This is a genomic window from Ensifer sp. NM-2 (genome assembly GCF_003024455.1).
In the GTDB taxonomy this organism is placed as follows: domain Bacteria; phylum Pseudomonadota; class Alphaproteobacteria; order Rhizobiales; family Rhizobiaceae; genus Ensifer; species Ensifer canadensis.
In genome coordinates this window covers 827123-850627 of record NZ_PVZR01000001.1, presented here as the reverse complement: position 1 = coordinate 850627, position 23505 = coordinate 827123, and the positions used below count along the sequence as shown (strand labels likewise).

The following is a 23505-nucleotide window of genomic DNA, read 5'->3' as shown; positions in this document are numbered from 1 at the left end:
CCGAAAGGGATGCCGGGAAAACGTCCTAGCGACGCATGAAGGCCTCGAAAGCAGCCCTTGCCTCGGCGCTTTTCAGCTGCGCTGCGAAGTGCTTCGCCTCTTCGTCGATACGCGTGAGCACATCACTGCGGTCACCGCGGACGAGATCACGGGCGATGCGCAGCGCCTCCGGCGGCTTCTTGGCAAGGCGGGCGGCGAGCGAAAGCGTCTCTTCCTCGACGGCATCCTGGCCGACGATCTTCCAGATCAGTCCGGCTTCGAGCGCGTCGCGCGCTTCCAAGGGTTCGCCGGCGGCAAGCAGAGCGAAGGCACGCTGATGCCCCATGATGCGCGGCGCAATCAGGCTCGACGCCGCTTCCGGCACCAGGGCCAGATCGACGAAGGGCGTCTTAAACACCGAGCGGGCGGAAGTGATGGTCAGATCACAATGCAGGTGGATCGTCGTGCCAATGCCGATGGCAAGCCCGTCGACACCGGAGACGACCGGCTTGGCCGCACCCGCGAGCGCCTTCAGAAAATCGATGACCTCGGTGCCCATGCTGCCGCCCATGGCAAACGCCAGAAAGTCGGCCATGTCGTTGCCGGCGGAAAAGCAGCCTTCGGTGCCGAGGAACGCGGTCACGCGAACGGCCGGATCGCTGCCGGCAACCGTCAGCGCATTGGTCATCTTCGCGTACATGTCGCGCGTGATGGCGTTCTTCTTTTCCGGCCGGTTGAAGCGGATGACCTGCACGCCCGGATAGGCTTCCGGACGTTCGACAAGCACCTGGTCGGTCATGATATTTCCCCTCAACCCAAGACGGCGCGCGCGGCAGCAAGGCTGTCGGCACCGGTAACGACACGATCCTTCAAGGCGGAGGTTTCCGCCAGCATGTTTTCCGCGGCGAACCGACTGAGCGCGATGCGTTGCTCGTCCTTACCGTCAGACGCTTCGGCCAGACCGCCCTTGGCGAGGTAGGCGCCGGTCAAGGCGAGACCGAACAGGCGCTGACAGGCCGTGGCTCCTGCCAGTGCCTCGGAGAGTTTACCGGCCGAAACAGCAGCAATCAGCCATTCCGTCGCCTCGGAGAGATCGTCGAGCGCAGCATCTAGTCGCGCCGCAGTTTCGCCGAATCCCTCACGGTTGGAGGCGCGGACCGCGCCACCTATCTCGCGCAATTCGGCAATGAAGCCACGGACGTGTTCGCCGCCCGAAAGCGGCAGTTTGCGCGTGACGAGATCGATCGCCTGAATGCCGTTGGTGCCCTCGTAAATCGGGGCGATGCGGGCATCGCGCAGGTAACGAGCGGCACCGGTCTCCTCGATGAAGCCCATGCCGCCATGAACCTGGATGCCAAGCGAGGCAACGTCGACGCCGGCATCGGTCGCAAACGACTTGGCGATCGGCGTCAGCAGGCTGGAGCGCTCCTGCCAGAACTTCGCCTTGTCGCCGTCTGCCGCATGGCCCATGTCCACCGCATGCGCACAGGCATAGGCGATGGCGCGCGACCCTTGTGTCAGGGCCTTCATCGTCAGCAGCATGCGGGCAACATCCGGGTGCTCGATGATCGGGCTCATGCCCTGGCCGGACCAGCCGGGCGCCTTGCCCTGCGTGCGTTCCTTGGCAAAGGCGATTGCCTTCTGGGTGGCGGCGTCGGCAATCGCGACGCCCTGCATGCCGACGGCAAGACGGGCGTTGTTCATCATCGTGAACATGCAGGCAAGGCCGCGGTTTTCTTCGCCGATGAGGTAGCCGATCGCGCCTTTCTCTGCGCCGAACTTGCCGTCGCCATAGATCATCGTGCAGGTCGGCGAACCGTGGATACCGAGCTTGTGCTCGAGCGAATGGCAGAACAGATCGTTGCGCTCGCCGAGCGAACCGTCGGCGTTCACCAGGAACTTCGGCACGAGGAACAGCGAAATGCCCTTGGTGCCTGCAGGCGCATCCGGCAGCCGCGCCAGGACGAGGTGGACGATGTTGTCGGTGAAATCGTGTTCGCCCCAGGTGATGAAGATCTTCTGGCCGAAAATGCGATAGGTGCCGTCGTCGCGACGTTCGGCCCGGGTCTTGAGAACGCCAAGATCGGAGCCGGCATGCGGCTCCGTCAGGTTCATGGTGCCGGTCCATTCGCCGGATACCATCTTCGGCAGGTAGGTTGCCTTCAGAGCCTCGGAGCCATGCTTCTCCAGCGCGTCGACGGCGCCCATGGTAAGCGTGGGCCCGAGCGCAAATGCCATCGAACCGGCGTTCCACATTTCCATGGCCGCGACATGCAGCATATGCGGCAGGTTCTGGCCGCCGAATTCTTCCGGAGCCGTCAACCCGTTCCAGCCGCCGCCGATCCAGCTGTGATAGAGATCGCGCCAACCGTCAGGCGTCTGAACCTTGCCATCGACGAGACGGGAACCCTGCTTGTCGCCGACGTCGCCGAGCGGCGCCACTTCCTCGGTCGCGAAACGTCCTGCCTCCGACAGGATCGCATCCACGAGATCCTCGCCGAGGTCGCCGAGAGCGCCGCTTTCCAGCGCCCCGGCCATTCCGGCCACGTGCTTCAGCGTGAATGCAATCTCGTCAACGGGTGCCTTGTACATGATGATCCTCCCAGATACCGGGCGCTTTCGCAGCTGCCGGCGCATCTTCGTTTGGCCGAACACTATTGATTTTTACGTAAACGTCAACGTCAATTCAGCCCGCGTTGTGATGGTTGCCGGTGCGGACGGCATCGTAACAAAACTGTCATCAACGGCGCATAGAAGCCAGTAACGATGGCCCTCGCCAAGGCGTTCAAATGAACCTGATTTCCCCCGAGATACCCGGCCTGGTCTGGGCCTACCGCTTCCTGCCTGGCGAAAGCCGATGCCAGCGCATCGCCAACGATGCCTCGATCGACGGTCTCATCAAGGGCGACGGCTGGGTCTGGCTGCATCTGGCGCTTTCGGACGCGCGAACGCCGGCGCTCATCGAGCGGATCGGCAACCTGCCGCCGGCAGCCGTAACGACGCTGACCAGCCACGACACCCAGGCGGCCATCACTGTCTCCGACGATATCGTGCACGGAACGCTGGTCGATTTCGAGCGCACTTTCGATGCGGTGACGAAGACGATCGGCTGGCTGCATTTTGCCGTCAGCGACAGGGTGATCATCACGACGCGGCTGCACCCGCTGCGCAGCATCGACCGGGTAAAGGCCGCAGTCGAAAAGAGCACCAAATGCGCGCGGCCGATCGACCTCTTCGAGATGCTGGTGGTCGAATTCCAGCGCACGCTGATCTCGCTGGTGCTCGAACTGACCGAAGAGCTGAATGTCATCGAAGATCACGTCTATGGCGAAGCCGGTCACCGGCAGCAGCCGGGCCTGGCGCCATTGCGCCGCACCGTGGTTCGCCTTCACCGGCACCTGCGCACGATCCTTGCTCTCCTTCGCCGCGCCGGCGCGTCGGACGAAGACGAGGTGCCGCCCGGTTTCATCGACGTCACCGAGCGCCTCTACGATCGGCTCGAGGCCGTGGATCGCGACGTCTTCGCACTCCAGGAGCGCGCCCGATTGCTGCACGAAGAGATCGACAGCAAGATTTCCTCCGAAACCAACCGGCACCTCTATATTCTGTCGCTGATGACAGCCTTCCTATTGCCGCCGACGCTGGTCACCGGTTTCTTCGGCATGAACACCGGCGCCCTTCCCTTCGCCGATGGCAGCGGCACGCTGTATGCCGCGCTGTTCATCGCGCTTTCCATGGGCCTTGCGTGGTGGATCCTCAGGCGGATCGGCATTCTCTGACCTTGCCGGCATCAGAAAAGGCCGGACAATGCCCGGCCTTTTTGCTGTCTCTTCCTTGCCCTCTTAGCTATTGGGCGAGTAGCACTGCCGGCGCGCCGCGCCGTAGGGCTGGTAGGTGTTGTCGTAGGCCCGGTAGGAGCGGTAGCGGTCGTAGCACCATTGCACATGGCGGCTGCCATAGGCAGGCGCAGGCCGCGTGTAGCGCGGCGGCTGGGCAACGGCTCCGCCGATGATCACGCCGGCGCCGAAGGCCGCCATCGGGTACCACCAGCCATTATAATAACGATAGCCCGGACGGCGATAGTTATAGCCGCGATAGCCATTGTAATAATAATATCCGCCGCGCCGTTCGTAGCCGGGGCGGTGATACTGGACCTCGGTGGCATCACTCTGCCGTTCAACACGCAGCGGAGCCGGCATGAAAGCCTGGGACGGCACAGCCGAAGTCATCAAGACCGCGGCAGCAATCGCTGCGGCGAACCACTTGCCTGTCATTGTTCTCATATAACTCTCCATACGAGCACTTGCGCCGCTTCCGACGCCAGCGAGCCACCTTCACAACCGCCAGTTTGCGCGATTTCAGCCGCGTGTCGATACGTATCCTGATTACGGTCCGATCGAAAACGGTCGCCGGCTAACGTCTAAGTGACGGGTTTTGTTCCATGTTCCGGCATACAAAGTTGACTCGCCTGCCGCCTCGACGGACGGCGAAAGAGACTGGCTTCACGCCTGTGACAGTACACATGGAGCTGCAGATATCGGACCGACAAGGGACAGCGACAGCAATAGAAGCACCCTCTGATATACAGCCATAAGTCTCTATACATTCGCCACCGTCTCAAGCACAGTCGGCTCGGGGACTGGGATTTACGATCAATTAACTGTAGAGTCGGCAATCTCACTGAATGGCAAAGCGGTATATCTCCACCTTACGGATGATTCTGCGCCTCGCGACCCTCCTGGGTCTGGCTTTCGCGGCGGTGAACGCACGCGCCGGCGAACTGGAGCCCTGGAAGTCGAAGTCCAACGCCATCATCGTCGACGCTTATGAAATGAACAGCATCGACTGGGAGACAATGCTTTCCGACAAGCGTATCTCCGGCTTCATCGCCAAGGCCTCCGACGGCCTGCCGGAAAGCTTCTCCTGCACCGGCGATCATGGCGGCGACACTGTCGCCCACTGCAAGACGATGTGGCGCAAATACGCCGTCAGCCGCGAGCTCTACCAGACACGGCGGATGATCGCCCGCTCCCATGGGCTGCTGTGGGGCGCCTATCATCTTGCCCGCCCCGGCAACCCGGTCGATCAGGCCAACCATTTTCTCGATTATGCGAGCCCGCGCGACGACGAGTTGATGGTGCTCGATCTCGAAGGCATCGACCCGGACAAATTCATGTCGCTCGAAGACGCGGCGATCTTTGCCGGACATATCAAGACCCGCACCGGCCGCTACCCGATGCTCTACACCAATCATGTCACGGCCAAATACATCGCGGCCAACCGCGCGAAGCACCGACTGCTGTCGCGACTACCCCTGTGGTATGCCCGCTACAAGCCGGATATCCGCAATGTGTTTCCGATCGGCAACTGGGACAGCTATGCGCTGTGGCAATTCTCGTCAGGGATCAATTGCGGCAAACGCCGCTGTCCCTATCGTGTGCCCGGTACACTTGACGACATCGACGTCAATGTCGCGGCTATGAGCAGCGCCACCTTGCGACCGATCTGGGCCGGCGGCGCCCTGTTGCCGGAAAAGGCACTGCCGCTCGTTCTCATTGCCAGAGCCGACGACGGGGTCGGCGCCGCCAGCGCTGCCCAGGCGACGGCGAAAATCGAAAGCCAGCCGTTGCTTATCAGCCGCGCCGAAGCTGCCAGCGCCGCCGGCGAAGGCGTCGACATGATGGCGACCGGGTCGATCGATTTCGGTCGGCACGACCGCGCCGTGCGGCTGGCGGCCGCGGCCAGCCGCTGACGGGTCGGTCGCGGAAAGAACACGCTCCCCGCGACCATCAAGCATTGTCAGGCTTCGATCTGTACATCTCCAAGCGGCCGCGAGCAGCAGGCGAGGATGTAGCCCTCATCGATTTCGTCGTCGAGAATACCTCCGTTGTGGTTCATCTCGACCTCGCCGGCGACTTTCATCACCCGGCACGTACCGCAGATGCCGCCTTCACAGGCCGCACCGATCCTGACGCCGTTGGCCCGCGCCGCCTGCAGGATCGTCTGGCCGGGCTTGGCCTCGATCTCCTTGCCGCTCATGGTGAAGACCACCTTGGCGCCTTGCGCTTCGGCGTCGGCTGCCGCCCCTGCCCTGACTGCTATCTCCTCGGCTGCCGGTGCTGCCGCCGGCTGGAAGCTTTCCTCGTGATAGCGGCTCATGTCGAAACCGGCCGCCTTCAGCAACTCGCGCACGCCGCGCATGAACGGCTCCGGACCGCAGCAAAACACTGTGCGCTCCATGAAGTCGGGTGCAAGCAGCGGCAGCTTGGCGCCGTCGATGCGGCCGCGCAGCCCGTGCCATCCGTGCCTTGACTCATGCCCCTCGACCACGAAGCCGAGGTTTAGCCCGGACATCTGGCGCGCCAGCACTTCCAGTTCCGAGCGGAACAGAAGGTCGTCTGGCCGGCGGGCGCAGGAAATGAAGGTGACGTCGGTCTCGGGAACGTAGTCCGCCATCCAGCGCGTCATCGACATCATCGGCGTGACGCCGGAGCCTGCCGATATGAAGAGATATTTTTCGCCGGGATGGCGCACGAAGCTGAAATCGCCGAGCGGACCGAACGCCTTCAGCCGCATGCCGGGCTTCAGGTGATCGAACATCCAGCGCGTGCCGATGCTATCGGCTTGCGCCTTGACGGTGACGGCGATCGACAACGGCCGGGAGGGCGTCGACGACAGCGTGTAGGTGCGCATGACCGGCTCGTCGGCGACCGGCAGCTCGAGCGTGACGAACTGCCCAGGCAGATAGCGGAACCAGGCCGGCTTTTCCGCCCGGAAGGTAAAGGTCATCACATCGGCGGTCTCGATCACGGCCGATGTGCATTCGAGCATGTTCTGCCTGTCGATCCAGACATGAAGCTCGTCGAAATGATGGAACGAGGATGCCATCTGCATGTCAGGCGACCCGGGAAAGCGGAGCAGCCTCGCCCTGCAGGCGCTGTTCCATGAACTTGCAATACCACTCGACGAACTGCATCACGCCGCCTTCGTGTTCGGGCGAATAGGGGCCTGACTGGTAGGCCGGCGAGCGAATACCAAAGGCGTTCTCCTCGACGATCTGGCGGTCCTGATCGTTGGTCTCGGTCCAGACATGCGTCAGTTGCTCGAGATTGTAGTCGACGCCTTCAACCGCGTCCTTGTTGACCAGCCACTTGGTCGTCACCTGCGTCAGCTCCGGGCCGAGCGGCAGGACGCGGAAGGTGATGGCGTGGTCGGCCAGCACATGGTTCCAGGTCGAGGGATAATGGAAGAGCAGGAGCGTGCCGATATGCTTCTGGCTAACGTCTGCCGACAGTTGCCGCCGCACGGCGCGGGCGCCGGACATGGTGTAGCTCTCGGCGTCGTCGATCAACGGCATGCGCGCCGAGCGGAACTGGCCGGTCTCGGACATCCGGAACTCGCTCGGCAGTCCGGCTGCTTCGCATTTCGCCCAATGCGCGGCAATGACGGGATCATCCTTGGCGCCCTGCACACCGGTCGCCGTCGGCGCTTCGGGATAGGTGCGGCAAAGTTCGGGGTGGTTGGCGGCACAATGGTAGCACTCCCGGTTGTTTTCCCAGACGAGTTTCCAGTTGCCCTTTTCGATGATCGTGCTTTCGAAGGCGACCTTGGTTTCACCCAGGCGGTGCGGCGCAAGATAGGGCGCGACCATGTCGCGGAACGGGCCGAAATCCATCGGCTGCTCGGACAGGTTGATGAAGATGTAACCGCCGACGGTCTCGCAGTGGATCGGCTTCAGGCCGTGGGCCGCCTTGTCGAAATCCTCGCCCATCTGGCGGGCAAAGAGCAGCGCGCCGTCGAGCTCATAGGTCCATTGGTGATAGGGACAGACGAGCTTGGCCGAAGAGCCCTTGTGCTGCGCGCAGACGCGAGAACCGCGATGACGGCAGGAATTGTGCAGGGCGCGGATCGTGCCCTGTCGGTCGCGAACGATAATGACAGGATAATCGCCGACCTGGACGGTGAAATAGTTACCGGCACGCGGGATCTCGCAGTCGTGGCCGATGAACAACCAGTCCTTGTACCAGATGCTTTCGAGATCCTGCCTGTAGTAGTCGGGGTCGATGTAGAAGGCCCGGTCGAGGCTGTAGCCGTCGCGTCGACCCTTCAGCTTGCGGAGCATATCGCCCTTGATGTCCATGTCCTGTCCTCGTTCGCCTTGTTTCGGAGAGGCAGGACTGGAACCCGCACGGGCGCATTGCCTGTGCGATGACGGCTCCGATCCGGCTGCCCGCCGCAACCCGTTACGGTCTGTTCGCGTCAAGGCTGGTTTCCGGGCTCAGGAGCCGTCCGCAAGGACCAGCCCGGCGCCTTCCCGGACGGAACCGTCCAGTGGCTTTGTGCCGTGGCTTTCGCTCCACCACCGTTGCGGGGGCAGCGCCGGGTTTTGACCGGCTTCCCAATTCTCCGCCTTCCCTAAAAGACAGCACCTTGAGTAGGCATATCTAATCGCGGAAGCCATCGTCGTAGCTGCCGATTAACGACATCCGATTCCAGAAAGACGACACAGCACATCAAGCGCACCAAACGCCCTGTGATTGATCATTTTTCATTGTAAACAATAGGATAGCTCAAGGATTGAGCAATTGTCGCTTTTTCCGGCAAGGCTTGCGAGAAAGCGCGGATCCTTCGCCATTTTGCGACATGTCTTCCCGTGACGCGGGGCAAGGCCCACCGACGCGAGTGAAATCTTCCATTAACCATAATGCATTAGCGTCGCCTGACGGAGAAACCGGCCGAACCGGCAAACAGCGCATTGAAGTTCATGGCAAAGCTCAAATACTACGACGCCGCAGCCGAGAAGCTGCCAACGATCGCTCCGAAGACAGCGGTCCACACCGAGTTCCTGCGCACCGGCCGCATAGAAAGGCGTCAATGGTCGCAGCGCGAGCGGCGTTATCTGAGCTATGACGAGGTTGCCGAGCGCACCGCCCACAAGCTGACGACCGCCGGCGAAACGACGCACAAGCGGATGAACGGCTTCCATACCTCGATCCAGTTTCCCAAGATGATCTTCCACCGCACGCTCACCGGTCGGCCGCATCTCGGCTATTGCCATGTCACGGCGGCGAGAACACATCTCGCCCCGTCCAAGGACGTCACCTGGTCGTTCTATTTCGCCAACTTCTTCTGTGACCTCGGCGACGAGAAACACTTCTTCGAACGCATCCAGACCGGCTATTCCCGAATGTACTTCGCCGTTGCCATCGAGCCCGATGCGCCAGAGGGGCAGATGACCATCAATCGCAGCGTTCGCGACAACGGGCTGCTCTTTCGTACCGACGACCCGAAAGTCGCGCTCAAGAACGTGCTGATGCTCGGCGCGCGCGACGAGGCATTGAAGCGCATCATTCGCAGCCTCTGAAGCGCAGACCCGGTTGCCTGAAGAAAATCGTTCTGTTTTCACCGTGGCTCCTTTAAGGAAGCCTCGGAAAGGGAAACGGAAGCGACATGGCCGAAATCATCGATACACGGACCGAGCCGGAACGGGCGATCGAGCGTGCCTGTGCGGTGCTTGCCGAAGGCGAGCCCGTCGCGATTCCGACCGAGACGGTCTACGGCCTGGCAGCGGACGCCACCAATCCCGATGCGATCAGCCGTATTTATGAGATGAAGGGGCGTCCACGCTTCAACCCACTGATATCGCATGTGTCAGACATGGCGATGGCTGAAGCCCATGTGACATTCGATTCGTTGTCGCGGCGCCTGGCCGAAGCGTTCTGGCCCGGCCCGCTGACGTTGATCCTGCCCCAGCGCACAACAAGCACCGTGCACGCGCTTGCCTCGGCCGGCCTCGACACGCTCGGCATCCGCATGCCTGATGGCTTTTCACGTCGGGTGATTGCCCGCTTCGGCCGCCCGCTCGCCGCACCGAGCGCCAATACGTCGGGCAAGATCAGTCCCACAAGCGCTGCCCATGTGGAAGCCGATCTCGGGCCGCGCCTCAAGCTCATTCTCGACGCCGGCTCTGCGGAGATCGGGCTTGAATCGACGATCATCAAGGTCGAGGACGGCGCGCTGCGCCTGCTGCGTCCGGGCGGTCTCGACGTCTTCGAAATCGAAAGGCTGACCGGCCTTACCGTCTCGAGGCCGCAGAGCGCCGGAGCGACTATCGAGGCCCCGGGCATGCTCGCCTCGCACTACGCGCCGGGCGCAGCTGTCCGGCTCGACGCCGCCGACGTGCGTCCGGGAGAAGCGCTGATCCGGTTCGGCAATGCGTCGCTCCCCGGCGAAGAGCACGCCGCGATCGTACTCGACCTCAGCCCGGCAGGCAGCCTGCGCGAGGCAGCTGCCAATCTTTTCGACTATATGAAGAGGGCGGATGCCAGCGGCTCCGCAACCATCGCCTTCGGCCCCATCCCTTCGGAAGGGTTGGGAGAGGCGATCCTCGACCGGCTGCAGCGTGCTGCCGCCCCCAGAGACTGACCGACAGGCACTTTTACAGCGCCGTGCGTCAAATATGACGCGCAAAGGACGCTGTAACGCTCTAAACCCGCTGCATAATTTTGTCCTTAATTCGATTCCGATTTAAGGAATTATGCAGTAGCGCCGTCGGGCGCATTTGCGAAGGCAGGGCCATGACGACGACGCTCCCCTCTCCCGAACTGATCGCCTCCTTCATCGACATCGTCGGCAGCGCCAATGCCTTGACGAACCCGGCGGACCTCGCGCCCTACCTCATCGAATCCCGCGGGCTCTACAAGGGCACCACCCCGATGGTGCTTCGCCCCGGTTCGGTCGAGGAGGTGTCGCGCATCATGAAGCTTGCAAGCGCGACCCGAACGGCAATCGTTCCGCAAGGCGGTAACACCGGCCATGTGGCGGGTCAGATCCCGCGCGAGGGCAAGGCCGATATCGTCCTGTCGCTGCAGAGGCTGAACCGGATTCGCGACATCGACCCCGTCGGCAATGTCATCGTTGCCGACGCCGGCTGCATCCTTGCCGATATCCAGAAGGCGGCCGATGATAACGATCGACTGTTTCCGCTGTCGCTCGGGTCGGAAGGCTCGGCCCGCATCGGCGGCAACCTCTCGACCAATGCCGGCGGCACCGCAGTGTTAGCCTATGGCAACATGCGCCAGCTTTGCCTCGGCCTCGAAGTGGTTCTGCCGACCGGCGAGATCTGGGACGGGCTGCGCCGGCTGAAGAAAGACAATACCGGCTACGACCTGCGCGACCTGTTCATCGGCGCCGAAGGTACGCTCGGCGTGATCACCGGCGCGGTGCTCAGGATGTTTCCGAAGCCCCTTGGCCATCAGGTGGCCTTTGCCGGCGTCGGCAGCGTCGAACATGCGCTGGCCCTCTTCGACAAGGCCTCGAGCCTCTGCGGCACTGCGCTCACCGGCTTCGAACTGATGCCGCGCCTCGGCGTCGAGTTCACGACAAAGCATATTCCAGGCGTGCGCGACCCGATGGAAACCGTTCACCCGTGGTATGTACTCATCGACATTTCCACCTCCGATTCCGCCGAGAGTGCCGAACGCATGGTGCACGAACTGCTGGAGCAGGGCATCGTCGCCGACCTGGTCGAGAACGCAGTGATTGCGACCAGCGAAGAACAGCGCAAGGCGCTGTGGCACATGCGCGAAAGCATGTCGCCAGCGCAGAAGCCGGAAGGCGGCTCGATCAAGCACGACGTTTCCGTCCCCGTATCGAGCATCCCCGCCTTCATGAAGGAGGCCGATACGGCCGTCATGCAGGCGATGCCGGGCGCACGCATCTGCTCATTCGGCCATATGGGCGATGGCAACATTCACTACAACATCTCGCAGCCCCTCGGCGCCGACAAACAGGCATTCCTCGACCGTTGGCGGGAAATGAACGCCATCGTTCATGGCATCGTGCTGAAGTACAACGGCTCGATCTCGGCCGAACACGGCATCGGGCAGTTGAAGCGCGACGAGCTCGCCGAGGTCCGCCCCGAGATCGAAATCGAGTTGATGCGCCGCATCAAGCACGCGTTCGACCCGGCGGGCATCATGAACCCTGACAAGGTGTTGCGGGCAGACTGACGACGCTTTTTACCGGCCGCCGGCTCTCAGCTGTGCAAGCGAGAACAATGCGTCGGCACTGATGCCGCCGCCGCTGCCGCCCGTCAGGATGGCAAGCCCCGGATTGACGTCGGTGTTGTTCTCGACGTCATAAAGCGCGGTAAAACGCTTCAGCAGCTTTTCGAGTTCCTCGGGATCCTGAAGGTCCTTGATATCCATGAGGCGCTCGATGTAAGCGGCCTGCATCTCGATCTTGGCGCTCGCGAGGCCCTCGGGCATGCTGTAGGCGGTCCGAACAACCTGCATCAGTGCGTTGTCGGCGAGCAGGTCGTAGGGTGTGGTGATTTCCGGCGCCTTGCGCTTGAAATAAAGCGCCAGCCGAACACCGGCATTGTCCTCGCCCTCGCTCTCCTCAAGCGTCTGGTTGAGGTAGAGGTCGAACGTCATAGTGAGCCCACGCCGCGTCTGTATCTGCCCGGCTTCGCCTGTAACTATCTTTCCGTCCTTGTCGAAATTGAAGGCGGAAACGATCTCGCGATACTTCAAGCCGTTCGGATCGGTGTTGATGAAGCTCTTGCGATCGTTGAGGTCGGAGGTGAACATCTGCTTGAGGTAGTCGGTTTTGACACCCTCCGGGTCAATGCCGGCGCCGATCAGCACGATATCGACGAGGCGCTTGTCCTTGAGGAAATCGTCAAGCGTCTCGATCTTCTGAATCTGCGTCGTGTAGTACTTGCTTTCCCCTTCCGCCTTCGCCTTGGCGGTCTTCTTTTCGTCCTCCGTGCCGAAGCGCGATTTCTCGACGATGTAGGCCTTGGCAGTATTGACGATGTCGGCCTCGTTCTGCGCCAGCTTGGGTGAGCCAAGCGTACCGTCCGCGTTGAAATTAAACGCTTTCACCAGCTTGATATAGCGTTCATCACGCAAGGAGTTGGCGTAGCTCGTCGGATTGTTGAGATCACTGGTCAGAATCTGCTTCAGCTTGCGCGGTGTCAGGTCTTCGTTTTCGAGGCCAAAGGCGCTGAGTACGAAGGACCGCAATTCGCTGTTGCCAACGAGACTATCGACGTTGCTCATGGTCTTGATCAGCAGCTTGTAGCGGCTGATCTTGCCCTCGTCCTCTGCATCGTCCGCGTCGTTGTAGTGGACCATATAGCCGCTGGTGGTGGTATTGGTCTGTTCGGCGGTCTGTGCCTTGGCGCCTGCCGGCAGCGTCCCGTCGGGCTGGAAATTGAACGCGGCATGCAGGGCCTTGTAGGCCTTGTTGTATTCACCGCCAAACTTGTTGACGTAGCTGTTCGGGTCGTTGATGTCGCTGGTGAGAATGTTCTCGATCGTCGCGCTCACGGTGGTGGTGGGCAAGCCGAAAGCCGTTCTGACGTAGTCCGCGATGCGCGGGTCGGCCACAAGCTCCGCAACGGTCGTGATCGAACCGATCTTCTGCTCGAAATAATCCCGGTTAAGGATGGCTCCCGATGGCGTCAGCCGAGGGCTGCTGAAGATATAGGCCTCATTCAGCATCTTCTTCTTTTCGTCGGTGATCGCCTTGCTGCCCGCGGCCACGCTACCATCGGCTTCGAAGTTGAAGGCGCCGTTCAATTGCCTGTAGGCATCGAGCATGCTGATCTGCCTATTCAGCATGTTCACTTCGGTCGAAAGTTGATTCATCAATGCGGTCGACTCGTTACCGACCGGCGGCAGCTTGGTGTTGAGATCGGCGACGATGGCGTTCTTGGCGTCGATCTGCGCCTGGATCCCAGGCTTGTCCGCCGCTGGCGCCTCTGCAAGCTGTGCCGTCAGCGCCGCGATGTCCTTCATCGCAGTTGCCCGCGTGTCAAAGTCAGTCAGCGTCTTCGTGGCTTCGGTAAGCCGGGTCTGCGCCGTGGTCTGGGAATTGGCAAGATCCGCCGGCTCGGCGGTCAACGCGTATCTGACCTGATCATAGGAGTAGTTGCGCGCATCGATGCCAAAGATGCCGAAGGCATAGGAACGCAAACGTTCATTTCCGAGGAACTGATCGACGTTGGTGACGAGATCCATAGCTGCGTTGAAATAGGCGTTGTCTCCTTTGAGAACAGTGTCGAGATTGGCGACCCGTTCATTATAGAGACCGATCAGTGCATCCTGTTGCGCCGTCGTCTGTGCCGCGGCTGACGATGTGCTGAAGCTGAACGCTTCGGCAAAGTTGCGATAGCGTTCGTCCGTGAGGCGGTTGGCAAAACTGTCCGTATCCTTCAGATCGCTTTCAAGCACCTTGCGCATGAAGGCCTTGGCATAGGTCATGTCTTCGAGACCGTGTGCCTTCATGGCGTAGGAATAGAGCCGGTAATCGTCGAGGAAATCGTCGACCGTTTTCACGTTGCCGATATTTTCCTTGTAGTACTGCGCTTCGCGCGCGACCAGCGGCCGGTCGGCAACACGATCGAGGCTGGTCCTCAAGTCGCTCGTGATCCGGCTGTAATTGAGATAGGTCGAAACCATGCCTGCTGCCCCGTCGCTTAACCCAGGGGCGGGTCACACCAATCCCCCGAAACAGAATTCTGACACGGCATGATTGCACGACAGGCTTGTGTGTGGCTTTTCGCCGGCCGCGACCAGGCCATTGCCAAGAATGCGAGCCACCGCGTTGACGAAACGGAAACCTTGGCTGCTCGGCTTTTGCTAACCATCGAAAAACGCAAAGTTTTCTTAACCGCGATTTTTAAGTCGGCCGGAAGGGGAGCCGCCTATTCTCCAGCCCATAGAGGACGAAAAGTCCCGAAGAGAAGACCGGAAATCGGCTCTCAAGGAAAAACAAGGGCGATTGAAATGCGCAATACACTCTCTCAACCCGCATGGGTCGAAAACACGCTCCGGCTCGATCCGAAGCGCTTTCCTCAGCAGGCAAGCTACGTCCTGCGTGGCCACACAGGCAATGTCACGATCAGCCTGGACGAGCGTGGCGCGGTTCTGCGCAAGGTGCTACCATCAAGCGGCCTGCCGCTTTCGATCGCACTGCCGGCGCGGGCATTCAAAGGGGTCGCGGCACGCGCGATCGACCACGGCGACGGAGACGTTACAGTGACGCTTGAACTTCATCATGACGATCCGGACCTTTGTGTTCCGCTGCTCGTTGCACATGATCTTTCCGACATTGCTGCCGATTGGCGCGCCTGGGCCGAAGCCTATCGCATTCCGATGCTGATGGTCGAAGCCGATGGCGTCGCTCGCGCCCTCGAAGAGCATCTCGGCGAGGTTCGCACCGCACCGCTCAAGCCGCGGCGCCGCCACTCCTTCTTTGCCGACCGCAGGCCGCGCTTCCTCGTGCGCCGCTCCACCGGCCGGCTTGGCGTCAACATGAAGATCGACGGGCGCGAAATCATCGCCCGCAGCTAGGGCTTAACCGAATACCTCCAGTGCAAAAGCCGGCCGTTCCCTGCGGCCGGTTTTTGTATGCAGCAAGTCTGAAGTGCTACAGCGTCCTTAGCGCGTCATACTTGACGCGCGGCGCTGTAACGCCAAAACGTTCACAGCCAAATCGCGGGTGTTCCTTCGGAAACAGCCGCCTCGCCTTCTTCGTGCCATATCCGACCCATAGCCAAGGTCACGAAAGAAGGAGATACCCGATGCGCAAGTCTCTTGCCGCCACCATTGACGCAATCGTTGCGATTTTCCGTGCGCGCACCGAGGCGAAGAAGCGCAAGGCTGCCAGCGCAATCAGCTGGGGCTGAGCGATCAGGCTCTCGCAGATCTCTCGGGAAAGTGCCGGCGGACGTGTATCAAACATTTCGGATAGACTGCAGGATCCTCCGCCAAAACGGAGGGTTTTTCATATCAGCCGAACGAAAAGGGCCGCGACCAGCCCGGCGAAAATGATCAATCCCACGACACCATTGAACTTGAACAATGCGAGGCATTGCGAAGGGTCGTGGATGTTCAGCACCAGGATCTGATAGATCAGCAACACGGCCGCGATCAGCAAACCGAGATAGGCAAACAGCCCGGCCCCTGCGGCGAGAAACGCCAGAAGCATCAGCGCGATGGCAAGTCCATAGAGCCCGATCAACCAAGGGCGTGGATTGTCGCCGAAGCGGCGAGCCGTCGACCGCACCCCGATAAGTTCGTCATCTTCCCTATCCTGGTAGGCGTAGATCGTGTCGTAGCCGATCGTCCAGGCGATCGCCGCGCCGTAGAGCAGCACGGGCGCAAACGAAAGCGTCCCGAACTCGGCCGACCAGCCCATGATCGCCCCCCAGGAAAACGCAAGGCCGAGGAAGAACTGCGGCCAGTCGGTAAACCGCTTGGCGAAGGGATAGATTGCGACAAGCCCCAGCGACAGGATACCGAGCCAAATGGTGACGGCATTGAATTGTAGCAGCACCACCAGCCCGACAAGTGCCTGCAGCACCATGAAGGCCTTTGCCTGAAAGCGGGAGACCCGGCCCGATGGCAAGGGGCGCGAGCGCGTTCGCGCCACTTCCATGTCGATGTCATGATCGACGATGTCGTTGAAGGTGCAGCCCGCGCCGCGCATGGCGATGGCGCCGGCGATGAAGAGGAAGCTATGAAAAACGAACCGGCCGAGCGAAAATTGCCCCGCTGCCGCCGCCGTGCCCGAGGCCAGAGCGACCGACCACAGACAGGGCCACATCAGCAATTGCCAGCCGATCGGGCGGTCCCAGCGAGCAAGTTGCGCATAGGGCCACAGCGCACGCGGCAGCACGCGGTAGACCCAGTTGTTCGACGGCGCGTCGTGGACGCGCCCGGAATCGGCGGAGGACGTGTTCATGCCTCCTGTTTGACGCTACGCGCCGGGGCGGTCAAGCGGTTCGATGCCGCACCGTCCCGCCGCTTGGCGCCACCGTTCAGGGAAGCGTGAAGTCGAAGCGATAGGTGGCCGACAGGCCAACGAGGAACTGGTTGCGGCTGCCGCGCTCGCGCACGAGGCTCGAGTCGGCCGCCGGGCCCATCAGGCGGCGATATTCGGCATAGGCACCGGTCTCAAGCTTTTCCGTTGCCTGCCAATTGATCGCCGCACCAACACCGACGGAATCAATGCCGCCATGCGGATTATAGGTGCTGAGGCCTGATGCTGCCGATTCGGCATCGTTCACGCCGTAATAGGCGCTGAAATAGTCGCTGGTGGCGGCCGTCATACGCGGACCGGCAGAAATGCGCACATTGCTGCTGATGTCGGTAAAGGCATCGGCGGTGACATCGGCGACGATACCGTGGTGGCTGCGAATGCCCTGTCGGACTTCCGCGCGCACGCGCAGCCAATCGGTCGGATAGACCTCGGCGAAGCCGCCGAGTTCTCCACCGAACTTGACGGGGGCGAGCCCCCTAAGGTCGCTGGAGGTATTCTCGTCGCGCTCGAAGATCAGCTTGCCGGCGACGCCGGCGCGGAACCCGCCCTGGTCCAGCAGCGCATAGGACATGTTGTCGTTGCGCGACGAGAAGCGAACGGTGCTGCCGGCCTTGCCGAGCGATATCAGCGGCGCGGCCTGGAACATGCGCTTGGAGGCGCCTTCGTATTTCGGGCCGAGAAAGCCGGTGGCGCCGACCTTCAAGTACCAGTCGCCCGACCAGAAATACTGGCCGTCAGCAGCCGAGGCGGTGCCTGCGGACAACAAAAGGGTTCCAGAAAGGAGAAGAAAAGAACGGATACGCAAGGAACAACTCCGGAAGAATCATTCGCCGGGGCGAAGTTTGAACGTGCCCTGCGCGCCGGCCATTGGCGCCATCTGAAAGGACACGGGGGCGACTTATTGCCCCTTGTTCCTACGATTCCGTTAACCAGGTCAATTCAACTCCCGTTTGCCATGCCGGCGACGATGCCTACCGGCCCTGGTACATTTTCAGGTAGTGACTGGGGGCGCTTCCAAGCATGCGGCGAAACATCGTGGTGAAGGCCGCAACGTTCTCGTAGCCGGCATCAAGCGCGACATTGGTGACGGATTCACCGTCCGCAAGGCGCGGCAACGATGCGAAGATGCAGGCCTGTTGGCGCCAGGTGACGAAACTGACCCCTGTCTCGTTGCGGAACATCCGCGTGAATGTCCGTCGGCTGAGACCCAGGCGATCGGCCCACTGGTCGATATTGGCGGTCGCCGACGGTGCCTCCAGGAACTGCCGGCAGAGAAGCGCCAGTTTCTGCTCACGCGGGAAAGGCAGGCCGAGCGGCCGCTCATGCAGAAGAGCGATCTCTTCGAGCAGGAGATCCATGATCAGCTGTTCCCGCCGTTCCGACATGGTCTCGCTCTCGACGCTGACAAGCGCATCGACCAGGCTGCCCGCAAGCGGGGTGATTTCCATTACCATCGGCCGTTCGGCGCGCAGCAGCGATGGGGTGAAATAGATCGAGTGCATGCGCACATCGCTGATCATCTCGGTCGAATGCTCGACCCCCGCGGGGATCAGTAAGGCGTGCCCCGGCGGGACGAGCCAACGTCCGTGGGCGGTACGCACAAGGACAACGCCTTGCCGCGCCCACCACAATTGCGTGCGGGTATGGCTGTGGAGTGGAACGGTCAGGCCCGCGCCATAATCGCGGCCGAGAGCGAGCACGGCGGAGTTTCCGGTCTCGATCCAGTCCAGGTTCCTGAAATGGTCGGCGTCGGGCAGTTCGGGCAAATTTATTCGATGGATCGGCATTGGCCCACTCGCGAAAGAACTCGACCACATCACAAAAGCAGGCCATGGGCAAGATCAGTAGAGATATCCGTCGCCGCACACAACCATCGAGACGGCAAGGAAACATCCATGGCAACGGTTACTTCAACGGGGAGCATAACCCCGGAAAAGACGGCATTCTCCGTCATCCTGGCAGTCAGCTTCTGCCACATGCTGAACGACATCATGCAGTCGCTGCTGACGGCGCTCTATCCCTTGCTCAAGGCGAACTATTCGCTCGATTTCGTGCAGATCGGGCTTCTGACCTTCACCTTCCAGTTGACAGCCTCGATGCTGCAGCCGGCCGTCGGCATCATCACCGACCGCTGGGCACTGCCCTATTCGCTGCCGGTAGCGATGCTTTCCACCTGCTCCGGCCTCATCCTGCTCGCCAACGCGCATGATTTCCCGATGCTGCTTCTGGCTGCAAGCATGATCGGCGTCGGCTCGGCGATCTTCCATCCGGAATCTTCGCGGATCGCTCGCCTCGCTTCGGGCGGGCGGCATGGCCTGGCGCAATCGCTGTTCCAGGTCGGCGGCAATGCCGGTAGCGCCATGGGGCCGCTGCTCGCAGCCTTCATCGTCATCCCCTTCGGCCAGGGCAGCCTCAGCTGGTTCTCGATCGTCGCGGTCATCGGATTCTTCGTGCTCACCTGGGTCAGCACCTGGTATGTGCGCCACCGTCGCTCATCGATGAGCAAGCCGGCGCCGAGCCGCGCCTTGCCGCTGCCGAAGAACCGCGTGATCTGGGCCGTCGCCGTGCTGGTGCTGCTGACCGCCACCAAGAACGTCTACATGGCCAGCATCTCCAGCTATTTCACCTTCTTCGTCATCGAGAAGTTCAGCGTTACCGTTCAGCAAGCACAGCTGATGCTGTTCCTGTTCCTGGGCGCTGCCGCCGCCGGCACTTTCCTCGGCGGTCCGATCGGCGACCGTTACGGCGCGCGCTTCGTCATCTGGTTCTCGATCCTCGGCGTCATCCCCTTCGCGCTGATGCTGCCCTATGCGAACCTCTTCTGGACGGGCGTGCTGTCGATCATCATCGGCTTCATCTTCTCCTCGGCGTTTTCGGCGATCGTCGTTTTCGCGCAGGAACTAGTGCCGGGACGCGTGGGGCTGATTGCCGGTGTCTTCTTTGGTTTCGCCTTCGGCTTCGGCGGCATGGGTGCGGCTCTTCTCGGCATTTTTGCTGACCGGCAGGGCATCGAGTTCGTCTACACGGTCTGCTCGTATCTACCGCTGCTCGGCATTCTGACGATCCTTCTGCCGAGGATGCCCGCGCGGCATTAGGCAGACATCCAGCAGCAGACTTTTCAACGGGCGCCGCCATGCGGCGCCCGTTCTGTTTTTCCGCCCGGCAACGCCTTGCTCCAACCATGCTATTTCCCGCAGCCCTGCGTAATCATTCATCAATTTTTGCGCGCTACGGTCGCTGGATGGGGCTTGGGCAGGGGTAGACAATGCGAGGGCGATCGGCGATTCCCGCCTTTTTGACGACGTTGCTCCTGGCAACGGCGGGGCAAGCCGAAACGCTCAACCTGCTGATCTGGGAATCCTATATCGATCAGGCGATCCTCGACCGCTGGACGGCAATAACCGGCGTAGGAATCCATCAGGTCTACTACGACAACGGCGATACCCGCGACGAGGTGTTGGCCGACCCGAACAGCATCGTCGATCTGGTGGTGACCGGCGAGAACGGCGCCGCGCTCTTTGGGCGCAGAGGCGTGCTCGAGGCTGTCGACGAGACCAATGTCGCCTCGCTCAGGGATTATGACGAAAGCTGGCGCAAGCGCTGCTCGAACCATGGCCTGCCCTATCTCTGGGGCACGATGGGCCTTCTCTACCGATCGGACATGCTGCCTGAAGCGCCCACGTCCTGGCGCGACCTGATGCAGCCGGCTCCGGCGCTGACCAAGCACGTCGCCATGTACGACGACCACAACGAGGCCTTTGTCGCCCCCCTCATGCTGCTCGGCGAGTCGATCAACACCAACGACCAGGCAACGCTCAAGACCGCCTTCAACCTGATGAAGCAACAGGCACCGGCGGTTCTGACCTATGAATACGTCATAAGCTCGATCCAGAACCAGGCCATCGGCAAGGACATCCATCTGGCGCTTGGCTATAGCGGCGATCAGCACGTCCTAAACGAAAAGGCCGGTACACCGGGCATCTGGCGCTATGTCGTGCCCAAGGAAGGCACGCTTTCCTGGCTCGATTGCATGTCGGTCGTCGCCAAGTCGCCGAACAAGGCACGGGCGCTCGCCTTCCTGGACTATATCGGCTCGCCCGGAAGTGCCGCCGCAAACGCACAGGCGCTCAATATGCCGACGCCGAGCAAAGCCGCCTTTGCGTTGTTGCCGGAGGCGATGCGCGCGGACCAGGCGATCTACCCGTCGCCAGACATTCTGGCCAAGAGTCAGTACCAGCAGGAACTGTCAACGACGTCGGTGCAGCTGCGCCGGCGCATCATCAGCACATTGGCGAATTTCCAGTGACCCTCGGCAAGCGCGCACTCATCCTGATCTTTCCCGTGGTGCTGGCCGGCTATCTGCTGGCGGCGATCTCGGTCCATGTCACCCAGAGCCGATCGATCCGGGCGCTGGAACATGCCAAGCTGTCCCAGCGGCTGGAACATGCCGCCGCCGTCTTCCAGAACGAGATCGGCCGCAGCAAGGGCTTTCTCAATGCGCTCCTGAACAGCAATTCGCTGCGCCAGTACATCTCTGAAACCGACAAGAACTACCGGGCCAATGCGCTCGGCGTCCGGCTGCAGGAAAGTGTCAAGTCGCTCTCCGACGACCCGACGGGCTACGTGTCCCTGTCGATCCTGACATCGAACCTGCAATCAGAATACTATTTCGAAAACAGCTGGGATCCCTTCGCCGAAATCGACGAGGCGCAGCTCAATCTGGCACGGCGACTGATACGCGAAGAAAAGCTTGTCGACTGGACCTACCTCTACGACGGCGGGCACAAGGCGCGGATCGTCTATTCCTACTTCCTCGATCCCGTTACCTTCACGCGACCGCTGCCGAGCAAGAAATCGGGCGCGCTGCTTATCCAGGTGGCGATCCAGCCGGATCGTTTCCTCGACATGCAGGAAACACTCAAGCAGGAATACGGCGCCGACGTCGTCCTTCAGCCGTGGCCGCTCGCGATTACCGACGACCTTTCGGCAAGCGTGCATCTCGGGCCATCGCTCTATGCGACGCTGACGGTTTCGAGCAATCATTTCGACCGGCTGATGGCCCAGCAGAAACTGCTGCTGGCATTTGGTGCCGTGGCGATGAGCCTGTTTTCGATCTGGCTGATCATCGTTCTCATCCGTCGGTTCATCACCGACCCGATCGCCAAGCTCGACGCCAACGTTATGGCCGTCATGGTCGGCGCCCATGACGAGATCCGCAACATGGAGGAGAAGGGCGAGATCGGGCGACTGACGGAAAACATCAGAGAGCTGCATCGCCAGTCCGAACAATCGCTCAAGCTGGTGCAGCGCAGCTCCTGGACCGACACGCTGACCGGCATCAGCAATCGCGGTCATTTCAACGCGGTTGCCGCCGGCATCGTGCGCGAGGCCATTGTCTCGGGTGAAAAATGCAGCCTGCTGTTCATCGACATCGACAACTTCAAATTCGTCAATGACAAGCATGGCCACGAGATCGGCGACGAACTCTTAAAGACCCTGGCAACGCGCATCGCCGAGAATGTCGAAGCGATCACCGAGCGACGCGGCCAGAAGCCGGCGATCCTGGCGCGGCTCTCAGGCGACGAATTCGCGGTGCTGGTCCGCTCCCGACCGGGCGACGGCACGGTCCGCGAAGTCGCTGCGGCCATCCTGGCGCTGTTCGAAGATGGCTTCGAAGTCTCCGGCAAGAGCTATCCGGTGACGGCCAGCATCGGCGCTGCCATCTGCCCGGATGACGCGACCAACCTTGCCGAGCTGATTTCAAATGCGGACGCGGCGATGTATCAGGCAAAGACTAGCGGCAAGAACCGCTCTTCCCGGTTCTCGCGCGCCCTGCACGACAAGCGCACCCGTCTGCGCCAGATCCAGGACGAGTTGCGCTCGCTCGATCCGGACGAGCAATTCCATCTGGTCTACATGCCGATCGTCGACACCGACGGTCGCGTGACCGGCTGCGAAGCGCTGCTGCGCTGGTATTCGCCGGTACTCGGTAACGTGACGCCGGACGAATTCGTGCCGATCGCCGAAAGCTCCGGCCTCTTCACCAAGATCGACTGGTGGGTGATCAACCAGGCCATGTCCGACTGCCGGCAGCTAAAGGCACTCTTCGGTCCCGATACGATCCTGGCGATCAACATTTCCTCGGCCGAACTGCATTCGAAGGCGATTGCCGACTATTTCTCCGATTGTATCAACCGCCATGGACTGCAGCCGCAATCGATCGAAATTGAGCTGACCGAGACTTTCGCGGTCAAGTTCAGCGACCAGCTCCGCCGCAACATCGACGAACTGCGCCAAAAGGGCTTCCGCCTGTCGATCGACGATTTCGGCGCCGGCTATACCTCTGTCCAGCAGATCATCGAATACACCGCCGATACGATCAAACTGGACCGGGCGCTCGTTTCTAACCTCACGGCATCGCAATCACTGCCGGTTCTGAGGGCGTTGATCGCGCTGTGCCACGCCAAGGACGTTGCCGTGGTCGGGGAAGGCGTCGACACGCCGGAGAAACTCTCGATGCTGACTGCTGCAGGGTGCGATCTCTTCCAGGGCTACCTTATCAGCAAGCCGCTACCACTTGAGGATCTCGGCATCTGGGCGCTGACGCGCACCGCCCGCTACGGCCAGGAGCAGGATGATCGCAAGAACCAGCAGGCAATCGCCTGAGCGCATGTCGGTCTACTCTCTCCC

The 23505-nt window shown here is 61.4% G+C and carries 18 protein-coding genes and 1 riboswitch; of the genes, 9 read left to right on the top strand and 9 right to left on the bottom strand.

What is annotated here, in order from left to right; all coding sequences use genetic code 11:
* Positions 1-25: 25 nt before the first annotated feature.
* Positions 26-778: a crotonase/enoyl-CoA hydratase family protein gene (locus C6558_RS04120; protein WP_025426141.1), complete on the bottom strand. Its 753-nt coding sequence runs from the start codon at positions 776-778 to the stop codon at positions 26-28.
* A gap of 11 nt (positions 779-789) precedes the next feature.
* Positions 790-2571 carry an acyl-CoA dehydrogenase gene (locus C6558_RS04115; RefSeq protein WP_025426140.1) on the bottom strand — a complete coding sequence of 594 codons (1782 nt, stop codon included), beginning with the start codon at positions 2569-2571 and terminating at the stop codon, positions 790-792.
* A 197-nt stretch (positions 2572-2768) separates the two neighbouring features.
* Here C6558_RS04115 and C6558_RS04110 point away from each other — a divergent pair, with 197 nt between their 5' ends.
* Positions 2769-3758, top strand: a complete 990-nt coding sequence (locus C6558_RS04110; protein ID WP_025426139.1) for a transporter — start codon at positions 2769-2771, stop codon at positions 3756-3758.
* A 63-nt stretch (positions 3759-3821) separates the two neighbouring features.
* On the opposite strand, the gene C6558_RS04105 is transcribed toward C6558_RS04110, so the two are convergent.
* On the bottom strand, positions 3822-4253 hold the full coding sequence (locus C6558_RS04105; RefSeq protein WP_025426138.1) for a BA14K family protein: 432 nt from the start codon (positions 4251-4253) through the stop codon (positions 3822-3824).
* 410 nt (positions 4254-4663) lie between these two features.
* On the opposite strand from C6558_RS04105, the gene C6558_RS04100 reads away from it, so the two are divergent.
* The gene (locus tag C6558_RS04100; protein WP_057211590.1) at positions 4664-5731 is read left to right on the top strand and encodes a glycoside hydrolase family 25 protein; all 1068 of its coding nucleotides are present in this window, start codon (positions 4664-4666) and stop codon (positions 5729-5731) included.
* A 47-nt stretch (positions 5732-5778) separates the two neighbouring features.
* Here the strand turns inward: C6558_RS04100 and C6558_RS04095 are convergent, their stop codons facing one another.
* Positions 5779-6873, bottom strand: a complete 1095-nt coding sequence (locus C6558_RS04095; protein ID WP_107026869.1) for a hybrid-cluster NAD(P)-dependent oxidoreductase — start codon at positions 6871-6873, stop codon at positions 5779-5781.
* A 1-nt stretch (position 6874) separates the two neighbouring features.
* Complete coding sequence (locus C6558_RS04090) at positions 6875-8119, bottom strand: aromatic ring-hydroxylating dioxygenase subunit alpha (protein WP_025426135.1); 1245 nt, start codon at positions 8117-8119, stop codon at positions 6875-6877.
* 105 nt (positions 8120-8224) lie between these two features.
* Positions 8225-8427, bottom strand: a riboswitch (cobalamin riboswitch).
* A 316-nt stretch (positions 8428-8743) separates the two neighbouring features.
* Here C6558_RS04090 and C6558_RS04085 point away from each other — a divergent pair.
* The 3 genes from C6558_RS04085 (at position 8744) to C6558_RS04075 (ending at position 11990) form a co-directional block, all read left to right on the top strand.
* Complete coding sequence (locus C6558_RS04085) at positions 8744-9343, top strand: DUF6656 family protein (RefSeq protein ID WP_025426134.1); 600 nt, start codon at positions 8744-8746, stop codon at positions 9341-9343.
* 86 nt (positions 9344-9429) lie between these two features.
* Complete coding sequence (locus tag C6558_RS04080; protein ID WP_025426133.1) at positions 9430-10404, top strand: L-threonylcarbamoyladenylate synthase; 975 nt, start codon at positions 9430-9432, stop codon at positions 10402-10404.
* Between the two features lie 152 nt (positions 10405-10556).
* Positions 10557-11990 carry an FAD-binding oxidoreductase gene (locus C6558_RS04075; protein WP_025426132.1) on the top strand — a complete coding sequence of 478 codons (1434 nt, stop codon included), beginning with the start codon at positions 10557-10559 and terminating at the stop codon, positions 11988-11990.
* 9 nt (positions 11991-11999) lie between these two features.
* On the opposite strand, the gene C6558_RS04070 is transcribed toward C6558_RS04075, so the two are convergent.
* Complete coding sequence (locus tag C6558_RS04070) at positions 12000-14450, bottom strand: DUF1217 domain-containing protein (protein WP_084814465.1); 2451 nt, start codon at positions 14448-14450, stop codon at positions 12000-12002.
* A gap of 327 nt (positions 14451-14777) precedes the next feature.
* On the opposite strand from C6558_RS04070, the gene C6558_RS04065 reads away from it, so the two are divergent.
* Positions 14778-15344: a DUF6101 family protein gene (locus C6558_RS04065; RefSeq protein ID WP_025426130.1), complete on the top strand. Its 567-nt coding sequence runs from the start codon at positions 14778-14780 to the stop codon at positions 15342-15344.
* 433 nt (positions 15345-15777) lie between these two features.
* On the opposite strand, the gene ubiA is transcribed toward C6558_RS04065, so the two are convergent.
* The 3 genes from ubiA to C6558_RS04050 all read right to left on the bottom strand — a co-directional run bounded on the left by ubiA (position 15778) and on the right by C6558_RS04050 (position 18602).
* Positions 15778-16737, bottom strand: a complete 960-nt coding sequence (ubiA, locus tag C6558_RS04060; RefSeq protein WP_025426129.1) for a 4-hydroxybenzoate octaprenyltransferase — start codon at positions 16735-16737, stop codon at positions 15778-15780.
* 76 nt (positions 16738-16813) lie between these two features.
* Positions 16814-17620: a MipA/OmpV family protein gene (locus tag C6558_RS04055; RefSeq protein WP_025426128.1), complete on the bottom strand. Its 807-nt coding sequence runs from the start codon at positions 17618-17620 to the stop codon at positions 16814-16816.
* A 166-nt stretch (positions 17621-17786) separates the two neighbouring features.
* Positions 17787-18602, bottom strand: coding sequence for a helix-turn-helix domain-containing protein (locus C6558_RS04050; protein WP_025426127.1), 816 nt, complete (start codon positions 18600-18602; stop codon positions 17787-17789).
* Positions 18603-18710: 108 nt separating this feature from the next.
* On the opposite strand from C6558_RS04050, the gene C6558_RS04045 reads away from it, so the two are divergent.
* The 3 genes from C6558_RS04045 (at position 18711) to C6558_RS04035 (ending at position 23481) form a co-directional block, all read left to right on the top strand.
* On the top strand, positions 18711-19910 hold the full coding sequence (locus tag C6558_RS04045) for an MFS transporter (RefSeq protein WP_057211584.1): 1200 nt from the start codon (positions 18711-18713) through the stop codon (positions 19908-19910).
* A gap of 170 nt (positions 19911-20080) precedes the next feature.
* Positions 20081-21121 carry a spermidine/putrescine ABC transporter substrate-binding protein gene (locus C6558_RS04040; RefSeq protein WP_057211582.1) on the top strand — a complete coding sequence of 347 codons (1041 nt, stop codon included), beginning with the start codon at positions 20081-20083 and terminating at the stop codon, positions 21119-21121.
* A complete protein-coding gene (locus tag C6558_RS04035; RefSeq protein WP_025426124.1) occupies positions 21118-23481 on the top strand; it encodes a bifunctional diguanylate cyclase/phosphodiesterase in 2364 nt (787 codons plus the stop codon). Before C6558_RS04040 ends, C6558_RS04035 begins: the two co-directional genes overlap by 4 nt.
* The last annotated feature ends 24 nt before the right edge of the window (positions 23482-23505 follow it).